Origin of the sequence: Pseudacidovorax sp. (assembly GCF_017991995.1) — a bacterium.
GTDB lineage: Bacteria > Pseudomonadota > Gammaproteobacteria > Burkholderiales > Burkholderiaceae_C > Xenophilus.
The window spans coordinates 214,245-239,768 of sequence record NZ_JAGOPN010000004.1; the positions used below are offsets into that span (position 1 = coordinate 214,245).

21 protein-coding genes are annotated in these 25,524 nt (G+C 71.2%); 11 read left to right on the forward strand and 10 right to left on the reverse strand.

Annotated features, from left to right (window positions below; all coding sequences use genetic code 11):
* The 3 genes from KBC94_RS07305 to KBC94_RS07315 form a co-directional block, all read left to right on the forward strand.
* Window positions 1–4,090: hypothetical protein (locus tag KBC94_RS07305; protein WP_294368015.1), on the forward strand; the 4,090-nt coding region annotated here is incomplete at its 5' end.
* Window positions 4,091–4,335: 245 nt separating this feature from the next.
* Window positions 4,336–4,611: a hypothetical protein gene (locus KBC94_RS07310; RefSeq protein WP_017757757.1), complete on the forward strand. Its 276-nt coding sequence runs from the start codon at window positions 4,336–4,338 to the stop codon at window positions 4,609–4,611.
* Window positions 4,612–4,685: 74 nt separating this feature from the next.
* Window positions 4,686–5,135 (forward strand): transcriptional repressor, encoded by a 450-nt coding sequence (locus tag KBC94_RS07315; protein ID WP_234193141.1) that lies wholly within the window; start codon window positions 4,686–4,688, stop codon window positions 5,133–5,135.
* A 48-nt stretch (window positions 5,136–5,183) separates the two neighbouring features.
* Here KBC94_RS07315 and zigA read toward each other — a convergent pair whose 3' ends face one another.
* The 3 genes from zigA to rsmI all read right to left on the reverse strand — a co-directional run bounded on the left by zigA (window position 5,184) and on the right by rsmI (window position 8,086).
* A complete protein-coding gene (zigA, locus tag KBC94_RS07320; protein WP_294368021.1) occupies window positions 5,184–6,395 on the reverse strand; it encodes a zinc metallochaperone GTPase ZigA in 1,212 nt (403 codons plus the stop codon).
* Window positions 6,396–6,579: 184 nt separating this feature from the next.
* Window positions 6,580–7,134 carry a hypothetical protein gene (locus KBC94_RS07325; protein WP_294368023.1) on the reverse strand — a complete coding sequence of 185 codons (555 nt, stop codon included), beginning with the start codon at window positions 7,132–7,134 and terminating at the stop codon, window positions 6,580–6,582.
* A 10-nt stretch (window positions 7,135–7,144) separates the two neighbouring features.
* Window positions 7,145–8,086: a 16S rRNA (cytidine(1402)-2'-O)-methyltransferase gene (rsmI, locus tag KBC94_RS07330; protein WP_294368026.1), complete on the reverse strand. Its 942-nt coding sequence runs from the start codon at window positions 8,084–8,086 to the stop codon at window positions 7,145–7,147.
* 1 nt (window position 8,087) lies between these two features.
* Between rsmI and KBC94_RS07335 the strand changes: the two genes are divergently transcribed.
* The 3 genes from KBC94_RS07335 (at window position 8,088) to KBC94_RS07345 (ending at window position 10,085) form a co-directional block, all read left to right on the forward strand.
* Window positions 8,088–8,480 (forward strand): YraN family protein, encoded by a 393-nt coding sequence (locus tag KBC94_RS07335; protein WP_234193137.1) that lies wholly within the window; start codon window positions 8,088–8,090, stop codon window positions 8,478–8,480.
* A 223-nt stretch (window positions 8,481–8,703) separates the two neighbouring features.
* Window positions 8,704–9,315 (forward strand): SIS domain-containing protein, encoded by a 612-nt coding sequence (locus tag KBC94_RS07340; protein ID WP_234193136.1) that lies wholly within the window; start codon window positions 8,704–8,706, stop codon window positions 9,313–9,315.
* Window positions 9,312–10,085, forward strand: coding sequence for a BON domain-containing protein (locus KBC94_RS07345; protein ID WP_294368031.1), 774 nt, complete (start codon window positions 9,312–9,314; stop codon window positions 10,083–10,085). Before KBC94_RS07340 ends, KBC94_RS07345 begins: the two co-directional genes overlap by 4 nt.
* A gap of 324 nt (window positions 10,086–10,409) precedes the next feature.
* On the opposite strand, the gene KBC94_RS07350 is transcribed toward KBC94_RS07345, so the two are convergent.
* The 3 genes from KBC94_RS07350 to KBC94_RS07360 form a co-directional block, all read right to left on the reverse strand.
* Entirely contained in the window at window positions 10,410–11,330 is a 921-nt protein-coding gene (locus tag KBC94_RS07350) for an NAD(P)-dependent oxidoreductase (RefSeq protein ID WP_294368033.1), read from the reverse strand.
* Window positions 11,331–11,435: 105 nt separating this feature from the next.
* Complete coding sequence (locus KBC94_RS07355) at window positions 11,436–12,572, reverse strand: PilT/PilU family type 4a pilus ATPase (protein WP_234193133.1); 1,137 nt, start codon at window positions 12,570–12,572, stop codon at window positions 11,436–11,438.
* An 85-nt stretch (window positions 12,573–12,657) separates the two neighbouring features.
* Window positions 12,658–13,701, reverse strand: a complete 1,044-nt coding sequence (locus KBC94_RS07360) for a type IV pilus twitching motility protein PilT (RefSeq protein WP_234193132.1) — start codon at window positions 13,699–13,701, stop codon at window positions 12,658–12,660.
* Window positions 13,702–13,749: 48 nt separating this feature from the next.
* On the opposite strand from KBC94_RS07360, the gene KBC94_RS07365 reads away from it, so the two are divergent.
* The 3 genes from KBC94_RS07365 (at window position 13,750) to KBC94_RS07375 (ending at window position 16,825) form a co-directional block, all read left to right on the forward strand.
* Window positions 13,750–14,472 (forward strand): YggS family pyridoxal phosphate-dependent enzyme, encoded by a 723-nt coding sequence (locus KBC94_RS07365; protein WP_294368038.1) that lies wholly within the window; start codon window positions 13,750–13,752, stop codon window positions 14,470–14,472.
* A gap of 166 nt (window positions 14,473–14,638) precedes the next feature.
* Window positions 14,639–15,919 (forward strand): Glu/Leu/Phe/Val dehydrogenase, encoded by a 1,281-nt coding sequence (locus KBC94_RS07370; protein WP_294368042.1) that lies wholly within the window; start codon window positions 14,639–14,641, stop codon window positions 15,917–15,919.
* A gap of 291 nt (window positions 15,920–16,210) precedes the next feature.
* Complete coding sequence (locus KBC94_RS07375) at window positions 16,211–16,825, forward strand: DUF2242 domain-containing protein (protein WP_294368045.1); 615 nt, start codon at window positions 16,211–16,213, stop codon at window positions 16,823–16,825.
* Here KBC94_RS07375 and KBC94_RS07380 read toward each other — a convergent pair.
* From KBC94_RS07380 to KBC94_RS07395, 4 genes are all read right to left on the reverse strand, one after another.
* The gene (locus KBC94_RS07380; protein ID WP_294368047.1) at window positions 16,785–17,186 is read right to left on the reverse strand and encodes a response regulator; all 402 of its coding nucleotides are present in this window, start codon (window positions 17,184–17,186) and stop codon (window positions 16,785–16,787) included. The two genes, KBC94_RS07375 and KBC94_RS07380, sit on opposite strands and share 41 nt — an antisense overlap.
* A 147-nt stretch (window positions 17,187–17,333) precedes the next feature.
* Complete coding sequence (rocF, locus tag KBC94_RS07385) at window positions 17,334–18,281, reverse strand: arginase (protein WP_294368049.1); 948 nt, start codon at window positions 18,279–18,281, stop codon at window positions 17,334–17,336.
* Window positions 18,282–18,365: 84 nt separating this feature from the next.
* Window positions 18,366–19,631 carry a branched-chain amino acid ABC transporter substrate-binding protein gene (locus KBC94_RS07390; RefSeq protein ID WP_294368051.1) on the reverse strand — a complete coding sequence of 422 codons (1,266 nt, stop codon included), beginning with the start codon at window positions 19,629–19,631 and terminating at the stop codon, window positions 18,366–18,368.
* Between the two features lie 36 nt (window positions 19,632–19,667).
* Complete coding sequence (locus KBC94_RS07395) at window positions 19,668–20,378, reverse strand: TetR/AcrR family transcriptional regulator (protein WP_294368055.1); 711 nt, start codon at window positions 20,376–20,378, stop codon at window positions 19,668–19,670.
* 98 nt (window positions 20,379–20,476) lie between these two features.
* Between KBC94_RS07395 and KBC94_RS07400 the strand changes: the two genes are divergently transcribed.
* Together KBC94_RS07400 and KBC94_RS07405 are read left to right on the forward strand one after the other, a co-directional pair.
* On the forward strand, window positions 20,477–22,123 hold the full coding sequence (locus KBC94_RS07400; protein WP_294368057.1) for an AMP-binding protein: 1,647 nt from the start codon (window positions 20,477–20,479) through the stop codon (window positions 22,121–22,123).
* A gap of 10 nt (window positions 22,124–22,133) precedes the next feature.
* Window positions 22,134–25,433 (forward strand): carboxyl transferase domain-containing protein, encoded by a 3,300-nt coding sequence (locus KBC94_RS07405; protein WP_294368059.1) that lies wholly within the window; start codon window positions 22,134–22,136, stop codon window positions 25,431–25,433.
* Window positions 25,434–25,524: the final 91 nt, after the last annotated feature.

Below are 25,524 nucleotides of genomic sequence, written 5' to 3' on the forward strand. Positions count from 1 at the left end.
CGACGGCACGGCCAACGGCGCGGGCGCGAGCGTGTCGGCCCATGGCAGCGGCAACGTGCTGGTGCAGGCGCTGGCCGGCAACGTGACGGTGCAGGCGGACGTGCTGAGCGGCAGCGGTGCGATCAGCGTGCGTGCGGGCGGCGCCATCGGCTTCGACGCCGGGGCGGACCTCCGCACAGGCGGCGCCGGCACGGTGGACGTGGATGCGGCAGGTGCCCTGGCGATGAACGCCAGCAGCCTGCTGACCAGCGGCACGGGCACGGTGCGCGTGAACGCGGGCACCACGGCCACCATCGGCCGCATCACGACCGGCGGCACGGTCTCCATCGTGGCCGGCACGGCCATCGTGGATGCGGACGCGGCGGGCGACAGCACGGTCAACATCGAGGCGGCCAGCCTGCGTCTGCAGGCGGGCACGGCCATCGGCAGCGCCACCAACGCGCTGGAGACCAAGGTGGCCCTGCTCAGCGCGAGCGCCGGCAACGGCGGCCTGTTCGTGCTGGAGGCCGACGGCCTGACGGTGGGCGACGTGTCGGCCAGCATCAACCGCGTGGGCGCCGACGGCGCGACGACGGTGGTGGCCGATGCGATGCAGTCGGACCTGCGCACGCTGGGCGGCAACGGCGCGGTGGTGCTGCAGAGCACGACGGGCGACCTGGTGCTGGGCGACGGCACGGCCAACGGCGCGGGCGCGAGCGTGTCGGCCCACGGCAGCGGCAACGTGCTGGTGCAGGCGCTGGCGGGCAACGTGACGGTGCAGGCCGACGTGCTGAGCACGAGCGGCGCGATCAGCCTGCGTGCGGGCGGCGCCATCGGCTTCGACGCCGGGGCGGACCTCCGCACGGGCGGCGCCGGCACGGTGGACGTGGACGCGGGCGGCAACCTGACGCAGTCGGCCGACAGCGTGCTGAGCGCGCAGGCCAACATCCGCGTGGCGGCCGGGCAGCAGCTGACGCTGGGCCGCATCGTGACCGACGCCGACGTGGCGGCGATCGCCGGCGGCAGCCTGGTCGACGGCGGCAACGGGGCGCAGGCCACGGTGCAGGCCCGGGCCCTGCTGCTGTCGGCCGGCCAGGCCATCGGCAGCGCGGCGCGCGCCATCGACACGCAGGTGCAGCGCCTGGCCGCCACGGCCGGCGACGGTGGCCTGTTCGTGCAGGAGCGCGACGGCCTGGCGGTCGGCCCGGTCGGCGTCACCGTCTCGCGCGTGGCGGCCGGCGGCACGGCCACGGGCCTGGGCGCGGCCACGGCCGATGGCCTGCAGGCCACCGGCAGCGGCGCCGTCGTGCTGGGCAACGGCAGCGGCGACCTGACGCTGGAGGCCGGCAGCGCCGGCGCCCGCAGCGCCCAGGGCGTGATGCGGCTGCAGGCGGCAGGCGAACTGGCCCTGCTGTCGGACGTGCGCAGCGACGGCGGCGCCGTCAGCCTGCTGGCCGGTGGCGACCTGCGCACCGGCGCGGGCGTCACCGTGGCCACCGGCGGCAGCGGCACGCTGTACCTGCGTGCCAGCACCGGCGGCATCGCCATGGGCACCGGCAGCCTGCTGCAGGGTGCCGCGGACATCCGCGTGCAGGCGCAGGGCGACCTGCGCATCGCCCGCATCCAGACGGACGGCCAGGTGGCCCTGCTGTCCGACCAGGGCGCGGTGCTGGACAACGGCGATGCGGGCGTGCACGTGCAGGCCGCGGGCCTGGCGCTGCAGGCCCAGTCCGTGGGCCGGGCCGACGACGTCTTCGCCGTCCAGGTCGGCACGCTCAGCGCCCGCGCGGGTGCCGGCGGCCTGCATCTGGACGAGGCCGACGGCCTGACCGTGGGCGAGGTCGGCGTCTCGGTGCGGCGCGTGGATGCAGCCGGCGCCACCACGGTGCTGGGCCTGGCCCAGTCCGACCTGCGCACCAGCGCGGGCGGCGACGTGGTGCTGACGGCGCATGGCGATGTGCGGCTCACCGACGGCCAGTCGTCCGCGGGCGATGGCGCCATCGCCGCCGTGGGCGGCGGCGCGGTGCGCATCCTGACCAGCGGCGGTGGCATCACCGGCGCGGCGGGCGGCGACATCGTGGCCGCCACCGGCGCGATCACGCTGCAGGCCTCGGGCGACATCGACGCGGCCGCGCTGACGGCCAGTGCAGGCATCCTGCTGCAGTCCGATGCGGGCGAGCTGCGCGTGACGCGCAGCGTCGCAGGCGGCGGCGGCAACGTGACGCTGGCGGCCGACCGCATGGAGCTGTCGGCGGCCATCGCCAGCGCGGGCGGCGTGCTGGCCATCCACGGCGCGAGCGCGGGCCATGCCATCGCCATCGGCGACGCTGGCCTGCACGCGGCCCAGCCGGACGCGCTCTACCTGGGCGTGGACGACCTGTCCTTCCTGGTGCCGGGCTTCTCGCGCATCGTGATCGGCAGCGACGCCGCCGGCCAGCAGGTGCAGATCTCCGGCCGCGACGAAGCGGTGCACCTGGCCGATGCGCTGGTGCTGCAGACGACGGGCAACGGCGGGCAGACGCTGCTGCAGGGCGCCATCTCGGCCGCCTCGCTGGCGGTGCAGGGCTCGGGCGCGGGCACGACGGCGAAGGACGCCAGCATCCTGGTGCAGGGCGGCATCGACGTCGACGACCTGCTGGTCGTGGCCGGCGAGGTGCACCTGGAGTCGGGCGTGGGCGGTGCCGGCGACATCGTGCTGCACCGGGCGGTGGACGGCCAGGGCGGCGCGGCCGATTCGCTGATCCTGGCGGCCTCGGGCGGCTCGGTGAGCGTGACCGGCCCGGTCGGCCAGAGCACGCCGCTGGACGTGCTGCGCGTGAGCGATGCGGCCGACGTGGTGTTCGAGCGCTCGGTGCACGTGTCGGGCGAACTCGTGGTCGAGGCCACGGGCAGCGTGGCCTTCAAGGAGGCCGTGACGCTCGACGGCGGCACGCTGCGCATCGTGGGCGCCGCCTCCGTGACGCTGGCCGACGTGGACGTGGGCACCGGCGGCGACCTGCTGATCGCCGCCGACAGCCTGCGCTTCGACGGCATCGTGCATGGCGCCGGCGATGCCACCGCCACGCTGACCACCGCCACGGCGGGCGGCGGCATCCGCGTGGACAGCGCCGGCAGTGCGGCTGGCGCGGCCGGCTTGCTCATCAGCGGCGAGACGCTGGAGGCGCTGCAGGGCTTCGCCCGCGTGGACCTCGGCCAGTCGGCGGCCGCGGGCGAGGTGCCGGCCTCGGGCGACGCGCTGCTGGCGCTGGAGACCCTGTCGCTGCTGACCACCGGCGAGCTCAACGTGCACGGCCGCGACGTCAGCCTGCGCGGGGCCGGCGCGCTGGACATCACCGGCGTGTTCCAGGTCGATGCCACCGGCGCCATCCGCATGGAGGCGGCGACGGCCCTGGTGCTGCACGGAGCGGGCGCGGCCTTCGCGGCCGGCGGCGACGTGGTGCTGGGCCGGGTCGATGCCGGCACCGGCGTGGTGGCCGTCAGCAGCAGCCGCGGCACCGTGCGTGCGGCGGCCGCGGGCGGTGCGGTCAACGTGGTGGCGGGCGACTTCGTCATGCGCGGCCGCGGCCCGCTGATGCAGGGCGGCCAGCCCACGCTGCCCGCGCTGGTGGTGCAGGCCAGCCGCATCGACGTGGACGCGCCCGACGGCCTGGTGGTGCGCGACAGCGACGGCAGCGTCTCGGCCTTCAACCTGCTGGCCGGCGGCCAGAGCTACCGCCAACTGCTGGCGGTGGGCCAGCCCACGCGCACGACCTCGCCGATGGACCCGGCCGAGGCGGGCCCGCTGGGTGCCTTCGCGTTGCAGCTGGACACGCCGCTGCGACAGGCCTTCTCGGCCAGCAGCCTGGCGGCCGTCTCGCTGTCGCCGACGCTGTCGCTGGCCCCGGCCGACGCGGACAGCGCGACGCAGGCCTACCTGGACGGGCTGGCCGGCGGCAGCGTCGCCGTGGCTGTGGCCCAACTGGACGCGGGCGACGCAACTGGCGCGCTGGGCACCGCGCTGGCGCAGTCGCATGTGCTGGGCACCGCTGCGGCGCAGCCCGATGCCGCAGGCACCGCGACGGTGCAGGCGCAATCCTTCGACTTCTGGGAGGACGAAGTGCTGGCGCTGTGACCCCATTTGGGTGCCACAAACCGGCCCGTGGCGCTACCACGGGTCGGCATCGTCAGGATTTGTAAACCTTTTGACACTTGCTGTAAGAAAAATCCTAGCCCGAATAGCCTATATCCCTAGCATCCTCAGTGGGGGCTACGTAAAGGAGATGGGCAGCTGCAATCGCAGAAAGCCCGCAACCATCAAGGAACTGGCGCTCCAAAAAAGGGAGTGCCCGATCGCTCGACGCTTGCGAAATGGATCAAATGTTCGACGTCTTTTTCTGGCCCGAAAGAGCCGCCTATCGCTTCGGTGCCAAACGGGGACTCATCATCCTCGGCTGGGCCGTGCTGCCGGCGGTTCTGAGCCTGTCGCTGCTCTTCGCCGGCCTGCTGAACGGCAACGGACTCATCCTGGCCGTGGTGGGTTCGGTGGCGCTGTGCATCGTGCTGCTGATCGTCGGCGGCCGGACGCTGTGGGTGGACGTGCGGCGCGGCGAGCACCGCAGCCTGGCCTTCCGCTACCGGCGCGGCTGGCGCTGAGCGCACCTTCGGCGCCGCCCGGCGGCGCTGACTAAACTGCGGGGCTTCACGCCCCGCTGTTGCATTCCGAGCCCATGCATTCCACCGCCGACGCCCGTTCGCCCGACTGGGAACACGTGCTGCGCGAGCACGGCCTGCGCGTGACGCGGGCGTCCGTCGCGGTGCTGCGGGTGCTGTCGGCCACGGCCTCGGCGCTGTCCCATGACGAGGTGCTGCAGGTCTGCATGCAGGACGCCGAGCAGCCCTTCGACCGCGTGACGGTCTACCGCGTGCTGGACCGCCTGACGCAGGCCGGCCTGGCGGACCGGCTGATGGGGTCGGACGGCGTCGCGCGCTTCATGCTGCACGATGCGCATTCGAGCCAGCTCTTCGAATGCCAGGCCTGCCACCGGCTGGTGAGCCTGCCGCAGGATGCGCAGCTGCAGGCCGTGCTGGAGCGGCTGAACCGCTCGCTCAAGCGGCGCGGCATGCAGCCCAGCGAGAGCGCGCTGCGCATCCGGGGCACCTGCGCCGACTGCAGGTAAAGCGAGAAGTCACCCCCATGCCGCTTCGCGGCGGCCGACGGCGCATCTTTACTCCCAGGCGGGGAAGGGGTCGTCGTAGCGCAGCCAGGCTTCGGGGCCCCGGGCCATCTCGGCGTCGGTGAGCAGGCAGGCGTCGAGGCGGGCGCGCAAGGCGGCTTCGTCCATGTCCATGCCGATGAGCACCAGCTCCTGCCGGGCATCGCCCACCTCGGGCAGCCAGTGCCGCTCGATGGCGGCCAGGGCCTCGGGGTCCTCGGGCCAGTGCTCGCGCGGCACGGCGGCCCACCAGTAGCCGCCCGCACCGTGGCGGGCCACGGCCCCGGCCTGCGACCACGACCCGGCCAAGGTCGGCCGGCTTGCCAGCCAGAAGAAGCCCTTGGAGCGCACCACGCCGGGCCATTCGCTTTCCACCCAGTCGAAGAAGCGCCGCGGATGCAGCGGCCGGCGCGCGCGCCAGCAGAAGCTGGCGATGCCGTAGGCCTCGGTCTCGGGCACATGCGTGCCGCGCAGCTCCTGCAGCCAGCCGGGCGCCTGCGCCGCCTGCTCGAAGTCGAACAGGCCGGTGTCCAGCACCTGCGCCAGCGGCACCCGGCCGAACTGGCTCAGCACGATGCGGGCGCGCGGGTTGAGGCCACGCAGGATGGCCAGCAGCCGCTCGCGCTCCCCGGCGCTCACCAGGTCGGTCTTGTTGACGACCAGCACGTCGCAGAACTCCACCTGCTCGACCAGCAGGTCGACCACCGTGCGCGCGTCTTCCTCGCCCATCGATTCGCCGCGCGCGGCCAGGCTGTCGCGCGAGCCGTAGTCGCGCAGGAAGTTGCAGGCATCGACCACGGTGACCAGCGTGTCCAGCCGGGCGACGTCGTCCAGCCGGCGGCCGTCCTCGCCGGCGAAGGTGAAGGTCTCGGCCACGGGCAGCGGCTCGGAGATGCCGGTGGACTCGATGACGAGCTGGTCGAAGCGGCCTTCGCGCGCCAGGCGTCCGACCTCGATCAGCAGATCCTCGCGCAGGGTGCAGCAGATGCAGCCGTTGCTCATCTCGACCAGCTTCTCCTCGGTGCGGGCGAGGCTGGCGCCGCCCTGGCGCACCAGCTGGGCGTCGATGTTCACCTCGGACATGTCGTTGACGATGACGGCCACGCGACGGCCCTCGCGGTTGTGGAGGATGTGGTTGAGCAGCGTGGTCTTGCCCGCGCCCAGGAAGCCGGACAGGACGGTGACGGGCAGGCGCGGCGGGGTGGTCGCCAGGGAGTCGGACATGTGAGGGCTCCAGGTCGGTCGGCCTCCTTCGGAATGGAGGCCTTTAATGCAACGGAATTGCATTTTATGGAGATGCAACGCGATTGCATCAAGGACCCGATGGCCGAAGTGTGCGGCGCCGCTCCCGCCGTGCGGGCAAAAAGAAACCCGCCGAAGCGGGTGAAGGCAGCCCTCGAGGGGGGAATCAAGAGTCAGGAAGTCGGGCTGCGGACGCAGTGTGCGGCCCGATCTGGGAGGAATCTGGTGGGCCCGCCGCCCACCGGGCGAAATCCAGGTGGTGCATCAGCTCGCGCAGCACCAGGATGGCGGCGGTGGAGGCCGCATCCTGCGGCAGGCCGGCGCCGGGCCGGCCGAGGGAGACCGCGGCGAACTGCTGGAAGAGCGCCTCCACGTCCTCGCGGGTGGCGCCCCCGACGAGCGGCAGCACACATCCGAAGGCACCGGCCGGCCACAGCACGCGGCCGGCCGGCAGGGGCGGGTGCGGGCGCATCAGGGCGTCCTCGACGGTGTCGATGGCGGCTTCGAGTTCCACGGGCCGCGCAGGCCGGTGGCGGAAATGCGCGTCGCCCAGCGTGTGCAGGCCGAGCGGCAGGGAATGTGCCTGCAGCGCGCCGTCGTGCATCCAGGCCAGCAGGAGCCGGGTGTCGTCCAGCGTGGCCAGCACGGGCGTGCCGGGATGCGGCCAGCGTGCCAGCCGGGCGGCCGTCTCGGCGGTATCGGACGCAGCGAGGGACGTCACGGTGGGGGACTCATTCATCCGCATTGCGCCAGGCCAGGGCCTGGGCATAGAGGGCGTTGCGCGGCGCGCCCGTGATGTCCGCGGCCAGGCGCGCCGCGCTCTTGAGCGGCAGCTCGGCCAGCAGCAGGCGCAGCACGCGCTCGGCCTCGGCGCCGATGCCGTCGCCGTCGACCTGGGCGGGCTGCGGATGCAGCAGCAGCGCGAACTCGCCGCGCGTGCGCTGCGCGCCGGCGGCCAGCCAGTCCGCCAGGGCCTGGGCGGGCACAGTGGCGATCTCCTCGAACTGTTTGGTCAGCTCGCGGCCCACGGTCACCGGCCGCGTGCCCAGCACGGCCAGCGCGCGTGCCAGCGCCTCGATGCGGTGCGGTGCCTCCAGTAGCACCACGGCGCGCGTCTCGCCGGCCAGGACCTGCACCGCGGCATCGCGCTCGCCGGCCTTGGCCGGCAGGAAGCCCGCGAAGACGAAGGCGCCGCCGCGTGCGTCGTCATGCGCGCCGGCGGCGCTGAGCAGCGTGGTCACGCTGGACGGTCCGGGAAGGGGCAGCACGCGCTGGCCCGCGGTCTGCACGGCGGCGGCCAGCCGGGCGCCGGGGTCGCTCACGCCCGGCGTGCCGGCGTCGCTGACGTAGGCGATGCGCTGGCCCTCGGCCAGGCGCGCGATCACGGCCTGCGCGGCCTCGGCCTCGTTGTGCTGGTGCACCGCCAGCAGCTGGCTGCCGGGCCGGTCGATGCCGCAGGCGCGCAGCAGCTGGTGGGTGTGGCGCGTGTCCTCGCAGGCGATGGCATCGACCAGTTGCAGCACATGCAGCGCCCGCAGCGACAGGTCGGCCAGGTTGCCGATGGGCGTGGCCACGACGTAGAGGGTGCCCTGCGGATAATGCTGGCCGCCGGCCGCGTCGCGGGCGGCCTGGACAGCGGCGCCGAAAGAAGCAGCCGTGGGGAGGGTGTTCAAGATGGGTCTTCTTCCGTTCAAGCGGGGGCCGGTGGCGCCCCCGACCACCAAGCGCCTGGGCGATGCCGCCGAGGACGCCGCACTGGCCCACCTGCGCAAGGCCGGGCTGGGGCTGGTGGCGCGCAATTATCGAACCCCGGGCCGCGGCGGCGGCGAGGTGGACCTGATCATGCGCGAGCCCGGCGGCACGCTGGTCTTCGTCGAGGTGCGCAGCCGCTCCCGCGCCAGCCATGGCGGCGCGGGCGCCAGCATCACCTTCGCCAAGCAGCGGCGCATCATCTTCGCGGCGCGGCACTACCTGATGCGCCTGCCTTCGCCGCCGCCCTGCCGCTTCGACGCGGTGCTGGTGGAGGACGAGATCCGGTGGTTGCGGGGCGCGTTCACCGTGGAATAACCGCCCAGGCGGCGCGCTTCGCGTTCCGCCGCCTGCTTTTGCAAGGGGCCAGGAGGCGCGTCTTGCGAAATGGCCCGCTCCGGCATTGGGTGCATCGGTCGTGGAAGTCTTGCGGGTGTTGCCGCGACGCCTTGTTGCCAACTGGCGGGAACCTGACACGGCCGCGGCAGTCGCAGGCTGGGCCCCTTGGCCCGAAAAGCGCACGTCTATGATTCCGGACAGCATGGTTGAACAACGTCTACAACAACATTTCATCGACAGCGCCGATCTCAAATACCAGGCCGGGCCCGTGCTCAGCAAGCCGCTCGGGCTGGCCGTCCAGGCCCTGCTGGCGGGCGTGACCAGCGGCCGCAAGGTGCTGGCCTGCGGCGCCGGCGTCTCCGGTCTCCTGGCCGCCCAGTTCGCGGCCCAGTTTGTCGGCCGCTTCGAACGCGAGCGGCCTTCCCTCGCGGCCCTGGCGCTGCCCTGCATCCCCGACGATCCGCTGGCCGACACGCGCCAGTGCGCCGATGCGGCCGGCTTGGCACGGCAGGTGCGGGCGCTGGGCGAGGCCGGCGACGTGCTGCTGGCCATCAGTCCGCGCGGCGAGTCGGCCGCCGTGCTGGCCGCCGTGGGGGCGGCGCACGAGCGCGACATGTGCGTCATCGCCCTGACCGGCGGCGTCGGCAGCGGCGCGGGCGGTGCGCTGGGCCGGGCCCTGAGAGAAACCGATGTGCAGGTCTGCGTGCCGCATGACCGCCTTTCCCGCATCCACGAAGTCCACCTGGTGCTGCTGCACTGCCTGTGCGATGCCGTGGATGCCCAACTACTTGGTGAACAGGAGCTTTCCGCATGACCACCTCCCCGACGACGATCTTCCGGCGTGGCCAGCGCCTGGCCTGCGCCTGCCTGGCCGTTGCCGCACTGGGCGGCAGCCTGGCGGGTTGCGTTCCGCTGGTGGTGGGCGGTGCCGCGGCCGCGGGCATCGGCACCCTGGCGCTGGACCGTCGCAGCTCCGGGGCGCAGCTCGACGACCAGGCCATCGAGTTGCGCGCCGCCGCCCGCATCCGCGAGATCGCCAACGACGACATGAACGTCACGGTGATCAGCTTCAACCGCACGGCCCTGCTGACCGGCACCGTGGGCAGCGAGGCCGACAAGCAGCGCGCCGGCGAGGTGGTGCGCACCGCGCCCAATGTGCGCGCAGTCGTCAACGAGGTGGTGGTGGGGCCGGCCCTCAACATCGCCCGCCGTTCCAACGACACCTACCTGACTACCAAGGTCAAGGCCTCGCTGCTGGACGCGTCCGACGTGCCCGCCAACTCGATCAAGGTGGTGACCGAGGGCGGGGTGGTCTACCTGATGGGCCTGGTCACCCGCCGCGAGGCCGACCGCGCGACCGACATCACGCGCGGCATCTCCGGCGTCGAGAAGGTGGTGCGGGTCTTCGAATTCGTCGGCGACGACGGCCAGTCCCTGCCCGGCGGCGTCGGCCCCTCGCAGACCGTGCCCGGCACCGACGGCTCGCGGGTGCCGCTGCCGCCCATGGCGCCGCTGCCAGCGCCCGCTGCCCCAGCGGCCGCACCCGCACCAGTGCCGGGCGTGGTCACTTCGCCCGTGCGCTGATCGGTTCCTGCAAACCGACTGTCCGCGCAGACCACTTGAGCGCGTGCGCACTGTTGGGCCGGCAACAGGCGGATGCGCCAAGGCGTTCGCAACGCCAGCCGCGCTGGTGCTCGACTGACTCGAGAGGCCGCGGAGCAGGCCACGCCAGTGCACCCCAGGAACTGGCTTTGCCAGGCCTGCGGGTGCGCCCCCCTCCAAGCCGAAGGCGCCAGAGAGGGGCTGAGGGCCGCGGCTCCAAGCCTGCCTGCGCAGGCTTGGACGTGCCCGAAGAGCAGCCGCCTCTGGCGGCCGCCCGGAGCCGCGAAGCGGCATGGGGGGTGCTCTCTATTTCAGTCGCGTGATGAGGCTGGAGGTGTCCCACCGGGCGCCGCCGGCCTGCTGCACGTCGGCATAGAACTGGTCCACCAGCGCCGTCACCGGCAGGCGCGCCCCGTTGCGCTTGGCCTCGTCCAGCACCAGGCCCAGGTCCTTGCGCATCCAGTCCACGGCAAAGCCGAAGTCGAAGCGGCCGGCCACCATGGTCTTGCCGCGGTTGTCCATCTGCCAGCTCTGGGCGGCGCCCTTGCCGATCACCTCCAGCACTTTCTCCATGTCCAGGCCGGCACGCTGGCCGAAGGCGATGGCCTCGGACAGGCCCTGCACCAGCCCGGCGATGCAGATCTGGTTGACCATCTTGGCGAGCTGGCCGGCGCCGCTGTCGCCCAGCAGCGTGACGGCGCGGGCGAAGGCACCGATCGCGGGCTCCACCTGCGCGAACACCGTCGCGTCGCCGCCGCACATCACCGTGAGCATGCCGTTCTGCGCGCCGGCCTGGCCACCGGAGACCGGGGCGTCGATGAAATGCAGGCCCTGGGCGCTCGCGGCGGCGGAAAGCTCGCGCGCCACCTCGGCCGAGGCCGTGGTGTGGTCCACGAAGACCGCGCCGGGCTTCATGCCGGCGAAGGCGCCCGTCTCGCCCAGCACCACGGAGCGCAGATCGTCGTCGTTGCCCACGCAGCAGAACACGATGTCGGCGCCGGCCGCCGCCTCGCGCGGGGAGGGCGCCGAGGCGTGCGCGGCGCCGAATTCCTGCACCCAGGCGGCCGACTTGTCGGCATTGCGGTTGTAGACGGTGACGCGGTGGCCCGCGGCGGCGAGGTGGGCAGCCATGGGATAGCCCATCACGCCGAGGCCGAGGAAGGCGACGGAGCGGGCCGATACGGCGGCGTAGGACTTGGGGTTGAAAGAGGGAGAGGATGTGCTCATCCCGCTAGCTTAGCGGGCGATGGGCCGGCCCGCCTGCCCTCGGCAGGTGCGAAGGAATACGGCGGTACCGAGCCGTGCGGGCATGGCGGGCCCGGTCAGCCCGCCTCAGACCACCGACAGGTGCTCGGTGCCCGAACTCAGGTCCCGGCTGCGCGCGCGCTGGCTGTGCAGCTTGATCTGCAGGCGCAGGTCGTTGGTGGAGTCGGCGTTGCGCACGGCATCCTCGTACGAGATGGCGTACTGCTCGAACAGGTCGAACAGCGCCTGGTCGAAGGTCTGCATGCCCAGGTTGCGGCTCTTGCGCATCACTTCCTTCATCTCGCCCACCTGGCCCTTGAAGATCATGTCGGCGATCAGCGGCGTGTTGAGCATGATCTCCACCGCCGCCACGCGGCCGCGGCCGTCTTCGGTGGGCACCAGCCGCTGGGAGATCATCGAGCGCAGGTTGAGCGACAGGTCCATGAGCAGCTGCTCGCGCCGGTCGTCGGGGAAGAAGTTGATGATGCGGTCCAGCGCCTGGTTGGCGTTGTTGGCGTGCAGCGTGGCCAGGCACAGGTGGCCGGTCTCGGAGAAGATGATCGCGTTCTCCATGGCCGTGCGGTCGCGGATCTCGCCCATCAGGATCACGTCGGGCGCCTGGCGCAGGGCGTTCTTGAGCGCCGTCTCCCAGCTGTCGGTGTCGATGCCGATCTCGCGCTGCGTGACCACGCAGTTCTTGTGCGCATGCACGAACTCGATCGGGTCTTCGACGGTGACGATGTGGCCCTGGGTGTTCTCGTTGCGCCAGTCCAGCATGCCGGCCAGCGTGGTCGACTTGCCGGAGCCGGTGGCGCCCACCACGATCACCAGGCCGCGCTTGGTCATGGTGACTTCCTTGAGCACCTGCGGCAGGTTCAGCCCGTCGATGGTGGGTGGCGTGGTCGGGATGGTCCGCAGCACCATGCCCACGCGGCCCTGCTGCACGAAGGCGTTGACGCGGAAGCGGCCGTAGCCGGCGGGCGAGATGGCGAAGTTGCATTCGCGCGTGCGCTCGAACTCCGAGGTCTGCCGGTCGTTCATCAGCGCCCGCGTCAGGGCCAGCGTGTGCTGCGGCGACAGCGGCTGCTGCGAGATCTTGACCACCTTGCCGTCGATCTTCACGGCCGGCGGGAAGTCGGCCGTGATGAACAGATCGCTGCCCCCGCGGCTGACCATGAGTTTCAACAGGTCGGTGATGAACTGGCTGGCCTGATCGCGTTCCATGGTGGCTCCAGAAAGGTGGGAATGGGGGACGGGCGGGACGGCAGAGGGGGCGCCCCAGGGAATGGAGGAAGGGCGCCGCCCCGGGTCAGCCTGGGAAATTCTCGGGCGTCTTGGCCTTGCCGCGGGCCTCGGCCGCGCTGATGACCCCGCGCCGCACGAGGTCGACCAGGCACTGGTCCAGCGTCTGCATGCCCATGCTCTGGCCGGTCTGGATGCTCGAGTACATCTGCGCCACCTTGGCCTCGCGGATCAGGTTGCGGATGGCCGGCGTGCCCAGCATGATCTCGTGCGCCGCCACGCGGCCGGCGCCGTCCTTGGTCTTGCACAGCGTCTGCGAGATCACCGCCTGCAGCGATTCGGACAGCATCGCCCGCACCATCTCCTTCTCCTCGCCTGGGAAGACGTCGATGATCCGGTCGATGGTCTTGGCGGCGCTGGAGGTGTGCAGCGTGCCGAACACCAGGTGGCCCGTCTCGGCCGCCGTGAGCGCCAGGCGGATGGTCTCCAGGTCGCGCAGCTCGCCCACCAGGATCGCGTCCGGGTCCTCGCGCAGCGCCGAGCGCAGGGCGTTGGCGAAGCTCAGGGTCATCGGCCCGACCTCGCGCTGGTTGATCAGGCACTTCTTGGACTCGTGCACGAACTCGATCGGGTCCTCCACCGTCAGGATGTGGCCGTACTCGGTCTCGTTGAGGTGGTTGACCATCGCCGCCAGCGTGGTCGACTTGCCCGAGCCGGTCGGCCCCGTTACCAGCACCAGCCCGCGCGGCTTGAGCGCCAGCTCGCCGAAAATCCGCGGCGCATTCAGCTGCTCCAGCGTCAGTACCTTCGACGGAATCGTCCGGAACACCGCCGCGCAGCCGCGCTGCTGGTTGAAGGCATTGACCCGGAAGCGCGCCAGGCCCTCGATCTCGAACGAGAAGTCGATCTCCAGGAACTCCTCGTAATGCTTGCGCTGCGCGTCGTTCATGATGTCGTACACCATGGCATGCACCTCCTTGTGCTCCATGGGGTCGAGGTTGATGCGGCGCACATCGCCATGCACGCGGATCAGCGGCGGCAGGCCGGCCGAGAGGTGCAGGTCCGAGGCCTTGTTCTTGACGCTGAATGCCAGCAACTGGGTGATGTCCACGCGCGACCTCTCTAGACTTCGTGACGTTTTGAAACGGTTTCAGCAATTATGACTACGACGAGTGAGCAGCTCCAGCAGGTTCATGCACGGATCGTGCGCGCCTGCGAGGCGACCGGCCGCGATCCGGCCGGCGTGCGGCTGCTGGCCGTCTCCAAGACCTTCGGCCCCGAGGCGGTGCGCGACGCCTTTGCCGCCGGACAGCGGGCCTTCGGCGAGAACTACGTGCAGGAAGGCCTGGACAAGATCGCCGCCCTCGGCGACCTGCGCCCGCAGCTCGAATGGCACTGCATCGGCCCGCTGCAGAGCAACAAGACGCGGCCGGTGGCCGAGCAGTTCGACTGGGTGCACAGCGTGGACCGGCTGAAGATCGCCCAGCGGCTGTCGCAGCAGCGGCCGGCCGGTCTGCCGCCGCTGCAGGTGTGCCTGCAGGTCAACATCGACGGCGGCGCCAACAAGTCGGGCGTGACGCCGGAGGAGGCCGAGGCGCTGGCGCGCGAGGTGGCGGCGCTGCCGCAACTGGCGTTGCGCGGACTGATGGCCATTCCCGAGCCCCAGCCCGATGCCGCGGCCGAGCGGGCGGTCTTCGCCGAGGTGGCCGATCTGGCCGTCCGGCTGCGCGACGCGCTCGGCCTGCCGCTGGACACCCTGTCGATGGGCATGAGTGCCGACCTGGAATCGGCCATCGCCGCCGGCAGCACGATGGTGCGGGTGGGCACGGCCATCTTCGGCGGCCGGCCGCGCGCCGGGGCCGCCGCCGCGCCGGCCGCCTGATGCAGGGCCCGGCGGCGAGGCGGCCGGACTGATCGAGCGCCCGGGCGCCCCGCCTTGCCGCTCGCGCATAAGGTCCGCCGCCGGCTGCATGGCCACTGGCGCGGCGCGGGCGGCCGGCCTATCGTCGCGGCCATCCGCATCACCGAGGCCCGGCGCCTTCCTCACCATGCAGCAGTCCAGCGAACTCTCCTACGTCCACCCGTCCTCCACCAGCCCCTGGGGTACCTACCTGTCGCAGGTCGACCGCGTGGTGCCCTACCTCGGCCACCTGGGCCGCTGGGCCGAGACCCTCAAGCGCCCCAAGCGGGCGCTGATCGTGGACGTACCGATCGAGATGGACGACGGCACCATCGCCCACTTCGAGGGCTTCCGCGTGCAGCACAACCTGTCGCGCGGCCCGGGCAAGGGCGGCGTGCGCTTCCACCCCGACGTGACGCTGGAAGAAGTGATGGCCCTGTCGGCCTGGATGACCGTCAAGTGCGCCGCCGTCAACCTGCCCTACGGCGGCGCCAAGGGCGGGATCCGCGTCGATCCCAAGAAGCTGTCGCAGAACGAGCTGGAGAAGATGACCCGCCGCTACACCAGCGAGATCGGCCTCATCATCGGCCCGCATTCGGACATTCCGGCGCCGGACGTCAACACCAACGGCCAGATCATGGCCTGGATGATGGACACCTATTCGATGAACACCGGCTCGACCGCCACGGGCGTGGTCACCGGCAAGCCGATCCACCTGGGCGGCTCGCTGGGCCGGGTCAAGGCCACCGGCCGGGGCGTGTACGTGACCGGCCGCGAAGCGGCGCGCCGCCTGGGCCTGCCGCTGCAGGGCGCGCGCGTGGCCGTTCAGGGCTTCGGCAACGTGGGTTCGGTGGCGGCCGAACTGTTCGCCGAGGCGGGCGCCAAGGTGGTGGCCGTGCAGGACCACACCGGCACCCTGGTGAACGAAGGCGGCTTCGACATGCCGGCGCTGATGGCCCATTCGCGCCGCACCGGCGGCATCGCGGGATTCGGTGCTGGCGAGCAGGTGGACAACGAGGCCTTCTGGGACGTGCCCACCGACATCCTGATCCCGGCCGCGCTGGAAGGCCAGATCAGCGCCGAGCGCGCCCGTCGCATCACGGCCCGCCTGGTGCTCGAAGGCGCGAACGGCCCGACGGTGCCGCAGGCCGACGACATCCTGGCCGAGCGTGGCGTGCTCGTGGTGCCCGACGTCATCTGCAATGCCGGCGGCGTGACGGTCTCGTACTTCGAATGGGTGCAGGATTTCTCCAGCTTCTTCTGGACCGAGGACGAGATCAACCAGCGGCTGGACCGGATCATGGTCGGCGCGCTGGAGCACATCTGGAACAAGGCCGACGAGCACCACATCGCACTGCGCACTGCGACCTTCGCGGTGGCGTGCGAGCGCATCCTGGCCGCGCGCCAGGAACGCGGACTGTATCCATGACCCACCCCGTTTGGTTTTCTCACTGCGTGTAGAAAACCCATCCCCCTCAAGGGGCACACCCGCGGGCCCGGCAAAGCCGGTTCCCAGGGTGCACTGGCGTGGCCTGCTCCGAGGCCCTCCCGGCACGAGGGAGCGCGTGTCAGACCGGCGGTAGAAGTCGCGCGGTGCGGTGTGGCGCGCTTGGGTCCAGCACGGCAGCGGGACGGCGCTGCTACGGGGAACCGGGCCCATCTCGCGGCATCCAAGCCACGCCCCGGCCGTCGGCCGGGCGACACTTGCGGGATGACGACGATGCGAACTAAAGCGGGGCGCGGCTGGAGCGCCGTGGGGATGGTGGTGCTGGCCGCCGTGCTGACCGGTTGCGGCAGCGCGCCGAAGGGCAAAGGTGCCAAGGACCTGGCGACCGAAGACTTCGAGGCGACCAACACCCACACTCGCATCTACGATGCCACGGTGGGCCAGACCTGCGAGGCGGCGCGGCGGGCATTGCTGAGCCAGGGCTACATGATCACCGCGGCGGCCGCCGAGCAGGTGACGGGGCGCAAGAGCTTCCAGCCCGAGGGCGAGGTGCATGTGGAGGTCGAGTTCCGCGTGGTCTGCGCCCAGGAGCAGGGCGACAACGGCCAGCCGGCCGCCATCGCCTTTGCCACCGCCGTGCAGGACCGCTACGGGCTCAAGAAGGTCAACAACTCGGCGAGCGTGGGCGTCGGGGCCTTCGGGTCGCTGTCGCTGCCCTTCACCTCCAGCAACGACGCCATGGTCAAGGTGGCCAGCCAGACGCTCACCGACGACCGCTTCTACGAAGGCTTCTATGCGCTGCTGGAGCGCTACCTGGCCCGCACCGAACCGGCGGTGGCCACGCCCGTCACCGAGGGGGCGGCGAAGCCGACGCCATCCCCCCGCTAGCCGGCGTGGCCAGGGCATCGGCCAGCGCATCGATGCCGAAGGGCTTGCGCAGCCATTGCGTGTTGGCCGGCAGCTCGCGTGGAGACGGCCGGCCGGTGGCAAAGATGATGCGCACCGGATCGCGCACGCCCAGCGCCTCGGCCAGCTCCAGCCCCGACAGCGCCGGCAGCCCCACATCGATCATCACCACATCGAAGGCGCCGTCGAGGTAGCGGTCGCGCGCGGTCTCGGCGCTGCTCACCCCGGTCGCCCAATGGCCCAGAAGCTTCAGCATCTCCAGCGTGGTCTGCAGCACGTCGGGATCGTCTTCGACAACCAGGACGCGCAGGGCAGAACCAGGGGGAGAGGCGGATTCGGGCATGGGTGAGAGCGGGCGCAGCAGGGGTGATACGACTATGGGCTACCCGCGACATTCACTGTCGCCCGAGCGGTCGACGAAGCGTGTAGGAACAACGCCCTTTGTCAGCAGACGTGACGCAGACGCCCGAGCGCCCAATCGCCCAGTGGCTCAGCCGCGCGCCAAAGTGGACTTGCCCAGCAGGCTTTCGATGAGTTCCACCGCGATCTCCGCACTGCGGTTGCGCACGTCCAGCGCAGGGTTGAGCTCCACCACATCCAGCGAGCCCAGGCGGCCCGTGTCCGCGATCATCTCCATGCACAGCTGCATCTCGCGATAGCCGGGGCCGCCGCGCACGCCGGTGCCCACGCCGGGCGCGACGTCCGGGTCCAGGCAGTCGATGTCGAAGCTCACGTGGAGGTGGGTGTCCTCGTCCATGCCGTGCAGGGCCTCGGTCATGGTGGTGCGCATGCCGTGCTCGTCGATGTGGCGCATGTCGAAGACCGTGAGGCCGAGGGTGCGGATGGCATCGCGCTCCGCCGCGTCGACGCTGCGGATGCCGATGAAGCGCAGCGCCTCGGCCTGCAGCGCGCCCGGCGTGCCGCTCCAGCCCGTCAGGGCGGCCGGCCCATGGCCCAGCAGGCAGGCCACCGGCATGCCATGGAGGTTGCCGCTGGGCGAGGTGGCCTCGGTGTTGACGTCGGTGTGGGCGTCGAGCCACAGCACCCGCAGTGTCTTGCCACGGCGGCGCGCATGCCAGGCGACGGCGCTGATGGAGCCGATGGCCAGGCAATGGTCGCCCCCCATCAGCAGAGGCAGATGGCCCGCGCCCAGCGCTGCGTCGACCGCGTCGTACACGCTGCGGTTCCACGCCACCGCCTCCTTGAGGTGGCGCAGCCCGCCTTCGGGCGCGCGCCAGGGCGTGGCGGGGCCAGCCAGATTGCCCCGGTCGACCACCGTCAGGCCCATGCGGGCCACGCACTCGGCCAGGCCCGCGACGCGCAGGGCATCCGGTCCCATGCCGCAGCCGCGCACGCTGGCACCCACGTCGGTGGGTGCGCCGATCAGGGCCACGGTGGTGGCTGCAGGGCTGGCGCTGGGGTCGAAGGTGGCTTGCATCGGCTCAGTCTAGGCACGGACGGTGAACACCGCATGCCAGCCAATGCCGACAACGGCGGTGCAGGCCGCCGGGACGCGCCGCGCTCAGCCGCCCGGCCGCACCATCTTGCAGTCGGTGCCCTGGGCGAGTTCGTTGCCGCTGTAGACCGCCTCGGTGCGGAAGCCGTAGTTGGTCCCTTCCCAGCCCGTCCTGACCGTCTTGCCGTCCACCGGCGCGATGGTGTTGACCACCTGCGGCAGCAGCAGCTGATGGTCTTCGCCGCGCATGCGCACCGGGCCCACCACCGAGTCGAAGCTCAGGTCTTCCATGGCACGGGCGACCGCCACCGTCTCGGTGCTGCCGGCCTTGTCGATGGCGGCGGCGAGCAGGCGCGGCGTCATGTCGATGCGCGGCGCCAGGAAGTCCTTGCCCATCCTGGCCTTGTAGGCCTTGGCCAGCGCATCCACGCGCGGGCTGTCGGCCTGGCCCGGGTGCCATTCGGCCACCCACGTGAGTTGCCCCAGCTTGGCCTGCGACACGGCCAGCACCGTGCCCGGCACCGAGCCGGCGCTGTGGTTGAAGTAGCGAAGGTTGTAGCCGGCATCGCCCGCGGCCTTGAGCAGCAGCGTCATGTCCTGGCCCCAGTTGCCGGTGATGACCGAGTCGGCGCCCGAGGCCTTGATGTTGGCCACGTAGGGGGCGAAGTCCTTGACCCGGCCGATGGGATGCAGCGCCTCGCCGACGAACTGCACGTCGGGCCGCGCCAGACCCACCAGCTGCTTGCCATAGCTGGCCCACTGCTTGCCGTGGGCATAGTCCTGGTTGAGCAGGTAGACCTTCTTCACGTCGGGCGTCTTCTTGATGAAGTTGGCCAGGGCCTTCATCTTCATCGCCGTGTTGGCCTCGGTCTGGAAGTGCCAGAAGCTGCAGGCCTTGCCGGTGAGTTCGGGGTCGATGGAGGAATGGTTGAGGACCAGGATCTCCTTGCCCGGGTTGCGCTGGTTCCAGCGGTTGACGGCCTGCACCAGCGCCGTCACCACCGAGGAGCCCGAGCCGCCGGTGACGATGGCGCGCGCGCCCTGGTCGATGGCGGCCTGCAGGGCGCTCTGGCTTTCCTGGGCGGAGAGCTTGCTGTCGAACTGCAGCAGCTGCAATTTGGCCTGGCCCTTGAGCACGCCGCCCTTGGCATTGATGTCGTCCACGGCGTACTGCACATGGGCCAGCATCAGCTCGCCGACGTTGGCGAAGGGCCCGGAGAGTGGGTCGATGTAGGCGATCTTGTAGACCTTGCCGTCCTGGGCCGAGGCACCGCCAGAGGCGGCGAGAAGCAGGGCGGCGGCCAGGGGCGCAAGCCGGGCGCGGAATGTCATGGTGTGTCTCCGTTCGTTGTCGTTGGCATGGAAGGATCAGGCGGCGCGCGTGCGCAAGCCGATCACGCGCGTGGCAAGCACGGTCAGCTCGTCCACGATCTGCTCGGGGCCGAGCCGGCCGCCCGGCTGGTACCAGCTGTACAGAAAGCCCGGCAGGCTGCAGGCCGCCAGCGCGGTGATGCGCGTCTCGTTGAAGTCGAGGTCGCCGTCGCGCCGGCCCTGCTCCAGCAGCGGCGTGAGCTTGTCGTAGAAGTGATGGGCCAGCTTCTTCATCGCGGCGTTGTATTCGGGCCGGTAGACCTGCGGCTCGCGGTAGGGAAAGAAGGCCGCCGGGTAGTGCATGACGGTGGCGCGGATCAGCCGCCGCAGGCCTTCCTGCACCTTCTGCGCCGCCGGGCGCGGGTCGTCGTCGGCGAAGTCCAGCGCGGTGAAGCAGTCCACCGTGGGCCGCCACGACAGCACCTCGAACAGCTCCTGCTTGTCGCGGAAGTAGTAGTAGATGAAGGGCTTGGTCACCTGCAGCGCCTGCGCCACCTGCGCCAGCGTGGTGTTGGCGTAGCCCTGGGTCGCGAAGAGCCGCGTGGCGGCCTGCAGGATGCGCTCGCGCTGCACGTCCGTGCCGGCGGTGGCCGAGCGCTGACGGCCATTGCCGTGGGTGCGTGCAGGCCCGTCCACAGACGCATGACTGGCCGGGCCGTCAGGCGCAATGGCTTTGGGTTTGTGCGGTGTCTCCGATGTTCTACCCATCGGTAGGATTGTTCGTGCACCATGCAATGCATGACAAGGGTCGACGGGGTTCGATGCGCTATCGCTAACCCTGATCGGCAGACGCCACGGAGACACCCATGAGCCTCGACACCCCGCCCGATTTGGCGGCCGGCGCGCTTCCCGAGCGCCCCCGCCAGCCCCTGCACGAGTACCTGCGCGCCCACGCGCGCGAGCGCGGCGACCATGTCGCCTGCTTCTGGTACGGCCACCGAATGAGCTATGCCGAGCTCGACCGCGCCAGCGACGCCTTCGCCGCCCGGCTGCAGGCCCTGGGCGTGGCCAAGGGCGAGCCGGTGGTGCTCTTCCTCAACAACTGCCCCCAATACCTGGTGGCCCATTACGGCATCCAGAAGATCGGCGCCATCGTCTGCCCCAGCGGTCCGCTCAACAAGGCCCATGAGCTGGCCTACCAGGTGGGCGACCTCAAGGCGCGCGTCATCGTGGCCGCCGCGCCGCTGCTGCCCGTGGTGCAGCAGGTGCAGGCCGAGGCGCCACACCTGGCCCATGTCTTCGTCGTGCACTATGCCGACCTGCTGCCCACCGAGCCGGTGCTGGACCTGCCCGCCGAGCTGCAGGCCGCGATGAAGGAGGCGCGCACCGTGCCTGCCGGCTGCGAGGACTTCCGAGAGGCCAGCGCTGGCGATGCGAAGCCTGCCCCGGTCGCGCTGTCGCTGGACGATGTGGCCCTCATGACCTACACCTCGGGCACCACCGGCCTGCCCAAGGGCGCGATGCTGAGCTACGGCAACGCCCTGTTCAAGACGCGCATCGCGGCCGACTGCAACGGCGTGCAGGCCGACGACGTGCTGTTGTCGGTGGCGCCGCTGTACCACATCGCCGGCATGCTGATGGCCGTGAACGTGCCGGTGCTGGTGGGCGCCACGCAGGTGCTGCTGCACCGTTTCGACCCGCATGCGGTGCTGCAGGCCATCGACCGCCACAAGGTCACCTGGTGGTACAGCATCGCGCCCATGAACGTGGCCTGCATGCAGCTGCCGGATGCGCGCGATTTCGACCTGTCCAGCCTCAAGGTCAACCCGGTCACCAGCTTCGGCATCGCCTTCACCGAGCCGCTGGCGAAGCAGTGGCAGGGCTTCGCCCCCCACTGCACCTCGCACGAAGCCGCCTACGGCCTGTCGGAGACCCACACCTGCGACACCTACACGCCGCGCCATGCGCCGCGCTGGGGCACGCAGGGCGTGCCGGCGCCGGGCGTGACCATCCGCATCCTCGATCCCGAGACCGGCCGCGACCTGCCTGCGGGCGAGGTGGGCGAGATCGTGCTGACCAGCGAAGGCACCTTCAAGGGCTACTGGAACAAGCCCGAGGCCACCGCCGCCACACTGCGCAACGGCTGGGTGCACACGGGCGACATGGGCAAGCTGGATGCCGATGGCTACCTCTGCTTCATCGGCCGCTTCAAGGAGATGATCAAGGTCTCGGGCTACAGCGTGTTCCCCGAGGAGGTCGAGACCATCCTCATCAAGCATCCGGCCGTGGCCCAGGCCGCGGTCATCGCCCAGTCCGATGCGGAGAAGGGCGAGGTGGTCAAGGCCTTCATCGTGCGCAAGCCGGGCGCCGACACCACGCCCGAGGCCATTGCCGCCTGGGCGCGCGACAACATGGCGCCCTACAAGGTGCCGCGGCAGGTGCGCTTCATCGATGCGCTGCCAGCCACCGGCGCGGGCAAGGTGCTGCGCCGCCTGCTGAAAGACATCGAGTGAGGACGGGCGCATGTTCAAGAAAGTTCTGATCGCCAACCGCGGCGAGATCGCCGTGCGTCTGGTGCGCGCCCTGCAGGACCTGGGCATCGCCAGCGTGGCCGTGCATGCGCAGGACGATGCACAGGCCCTGCATGCGCAGCTGGCCGATGTCGCCGTGCCACTGGCGGCCACCGGGCCGTCCGCCTATCTCGACATCGACGCGCTTCTGGCCATCGCCCACGCGCAGGGCTGCGATGCGGTGCATCCCGGCTATGGCTTCCTGAGCGAGCGGGCCGACTTCGCGCAGGCCTGTGCGAAGGCCGGGCTGGTCTTCATCGGGCCGACGCCGGAGCAGCTGGCGCTGTTCGGCGACAAGGCGCGCGCCCGCGCACTGGCCCAGCAATGCGATGTGCCGGTCATGCCGGGCAGTGCCGGCGCGGTCACACTGCAGGAAGCCCAGACCTTCTTCGCCGAGCAGGCGAAGGACGGCGCGGGCGTGATGATCAAGGCCATCGGCGGTGGCGGCGGCCGGGGCATGCGCGCCGTGCTGCGTGCGGAGGATGTGGCCGACGCCCATGCCCGTTGCGTCTCCGAGGCCCGCGCGGCCTTCGGTGTGGACGGCGTGTACGTCGAGCGCCTGATGCCACGCGCACGCCACATCGAGATCCAGGTGCTGGGCGACGGTGAATCGGTCGCCAGCCTGGGCGAGCGCGAATGCACCCTGCAGCGCCGCTTCCAGAAGCTGGTGGAGATCGCGCCCAGCCCGACCTTGTCCGAGCCCCTGCGTGCCGCCCTCACACAGGCGGCGCTGCGCATGGCGCAGGCCGTGGGCTACCTGGGCCTGGGCACCTTCGAGTTTCTGGTGGACGAGGGCTCGGCCATGCTGCCCTGGGTCTTCATCGAGGCCAACCCGCGTCTGCAGGTGGAGCACACGGTGACCGAGGCCGTCACCGGGCTCGACCTGGTGCAACTGCAACTGGCCGTGCTGGCCGGTCAGCGGCTGGGCACGCTCGGCATCGACACCGGGCGCACCGCCGCGCAGCAGGGCTTCGCCATCCAGTGGCGCATCAATGCCGAGACGCTGGACGCGCAGGGCAACGCACGCCCCGCTGGCGGCCGGCTGGCGCGCTTCGACCTGCCCTCGGGCCCCGGCGTGCGGGTGGACACCCACGGCTATGCCGGCCTGTCGCCCTCGCCGCACTACGACACGCTGCTGGCCAAGCTGATCGTCGCCAGCCGCAGCAACGACCTTGCCGACGTGCGGCGCCGCAGCCTGCGCGCGCTGGCCGAATGCCGCATCGAGGGCATGGCCACCAATCTGCCGCTGTTGCGCGCCATCGGCGAACGGCCGGAGTTCGCACAGCAGGACGTGCACACACGCTTCGTCGAGGCGCATCTGGGCGAGCTGCTCAAGGCGGCAGAGACGATGGTCGCGCCGGCTTCGCTCACGCCGTCGGTGGCCACAGCGCCTGTCCCGGCAACGGATGACCAAGGCTACGAGGGCTTCCTCCATATCCGCGCCCCCATGCCCGCCCGCCTGGTGCAGTTCGACGTGGCCATCGGCGACGTGGTGCCGGCCGGCGCGCAACTGGGCGTGCTGGAGGCCATGAAGATGGAGCACCTGCTGCAGGCTGCCGAGCCCGGCCGCGTGGTCGCACTGCTGGCCGCTGCCGGCGACTATCTGGCGGAGGGACAGCCGCTGGTGCAGCTCGAACCCGTGGATGCCGGGCAGGCCGGCGAGCAGCAGGGCGCCGCCATCGACCCTGCGCACATCCGCCCCGACCTGCAGCGCGTCATCGACCGCCACGCGCCGACGCTGGACACCAACCGCCCGCAGGCCGTCGCCAAGCGCCATGCGCAGGGCGGGCGCACCGCGCGCGAGAACATCGCCGACCTCTGTGCGCTGGACGCAGACCCCGGCAACTTCATCGAATACGGCCAGCTCGCCATCGCCGCGCAGACCCGCCGCCGCAGCCTGGAGGACCTGGTTGCCAACACGCCGGCCGACGGCATGGTGACCGGCATCGGCAGCGTCAACGCCGAGCTCTTCGGCGCCGAGGCCTCGCGCTGCGTGGTCATGGCCTACGACTACACCGTGCTGGCCGGCACCCAGGGCATGCGCAACCACCACAAGAAGGACCGCATGCTGGCGCTGGCGCACCAGCTCAAGCTGCCGGTGGTGCTGTTCGCCGAAGGCGGCGGCGGCCGGCCGGGCGACGTGGACATGCCCATCGTCGCCGGCCTCAACAACCACACCTTCAGCCAGTACGCCGCGCTCTCGGGCGTGGTGCCGGTGGTGGGCATCGCCCACGGCCGCTGCTTTGCGGGCAATGCGGCGCTGCTGGGCTGCAGCGACGTGATCATCGCCACCAAGAACAGCAACATCGGCATGAGCGGCCCCGCCATGATCGAAGGCGGCGGCCTGGGTCGCTTCGCGCCCGAGCAGATCGGGCCCAGCGCGGTGCAGTCGCGCAACGGCGTGATCGACATCCTGGTGGAGGACGAAGCCGAGGCCACGGCCGCGGCGCGGCAGTACCTGTCGTACTTCCAGGGCCGCACGGCGACATGGGAAGCCGGCGACGCGCGCCTGCTGCGCCAGGCCGTGCCCGAGAACCGGCTGCGCGTGTACGACGTGCGTGCCGTCATGCGCGGCCTGGTGGACACCGGCTCGCTGCTGGAACTGCGCGCCGGCTTCGGCGCCGGCATGGTGACGGCGCTGGCCCGCATCGAGGGGCGCCCTGTGGGCGTGCTGGCCAACAACCCGCGCCACCTGGGCGGCGCCATCGACGTCGAAGCGGCCGACAAGGCCGCGCGCTTCATGCAGCTGTGCAATGCCCATGGCCTGCCGCTGGTGGCGCTGTGCGACACGCCGGGCTTCATGGTGGGGCCGGACGTCGAGGCCCAGGCCCAGGTGCGGCATGTGTCCCGGATGTTCATGGTGGCCTCGCACCTGCGCGTGCCCTACTTCACCGTGGTGCTGCGCAAGGGCTACGGCCTGGGGGCGCAGGCCATGGCGGCGGGCGGCTTCGATGCGCCGGTGTTCACCGTCGCCTGGCCCACGGGCGAGTTCGGTGCCATGGGCCTGGAGGGCGCCGTGCGCCTGGGCTTTCGCAAGGAGCTGGAAGCGGTGCCCGAAGGCGCCGAACGCGATGCGCTCTTCAAGCAATTGGTCGACCGGCAGTACGCCGACGGCCAGGCCGTCAACATGGCGCAGACGCTGGAGATCGACGCCGTGATCGATCCGGCGGACACCCGCGCCTGGCTGGTGCGCGGCCTGGCCTCGGCCGGTCGGGTGCAGGAGTCGCCCAAGCCCTACGTCGACACGTGGTGAGCCCTGGCAGGCGCGACGCCGCGCCTGCGCCTATCGTGCGGGGCTCTTCACTGCGGCTTGCACGATGTTCCTCTTCCGTTGTCGGGGCCTT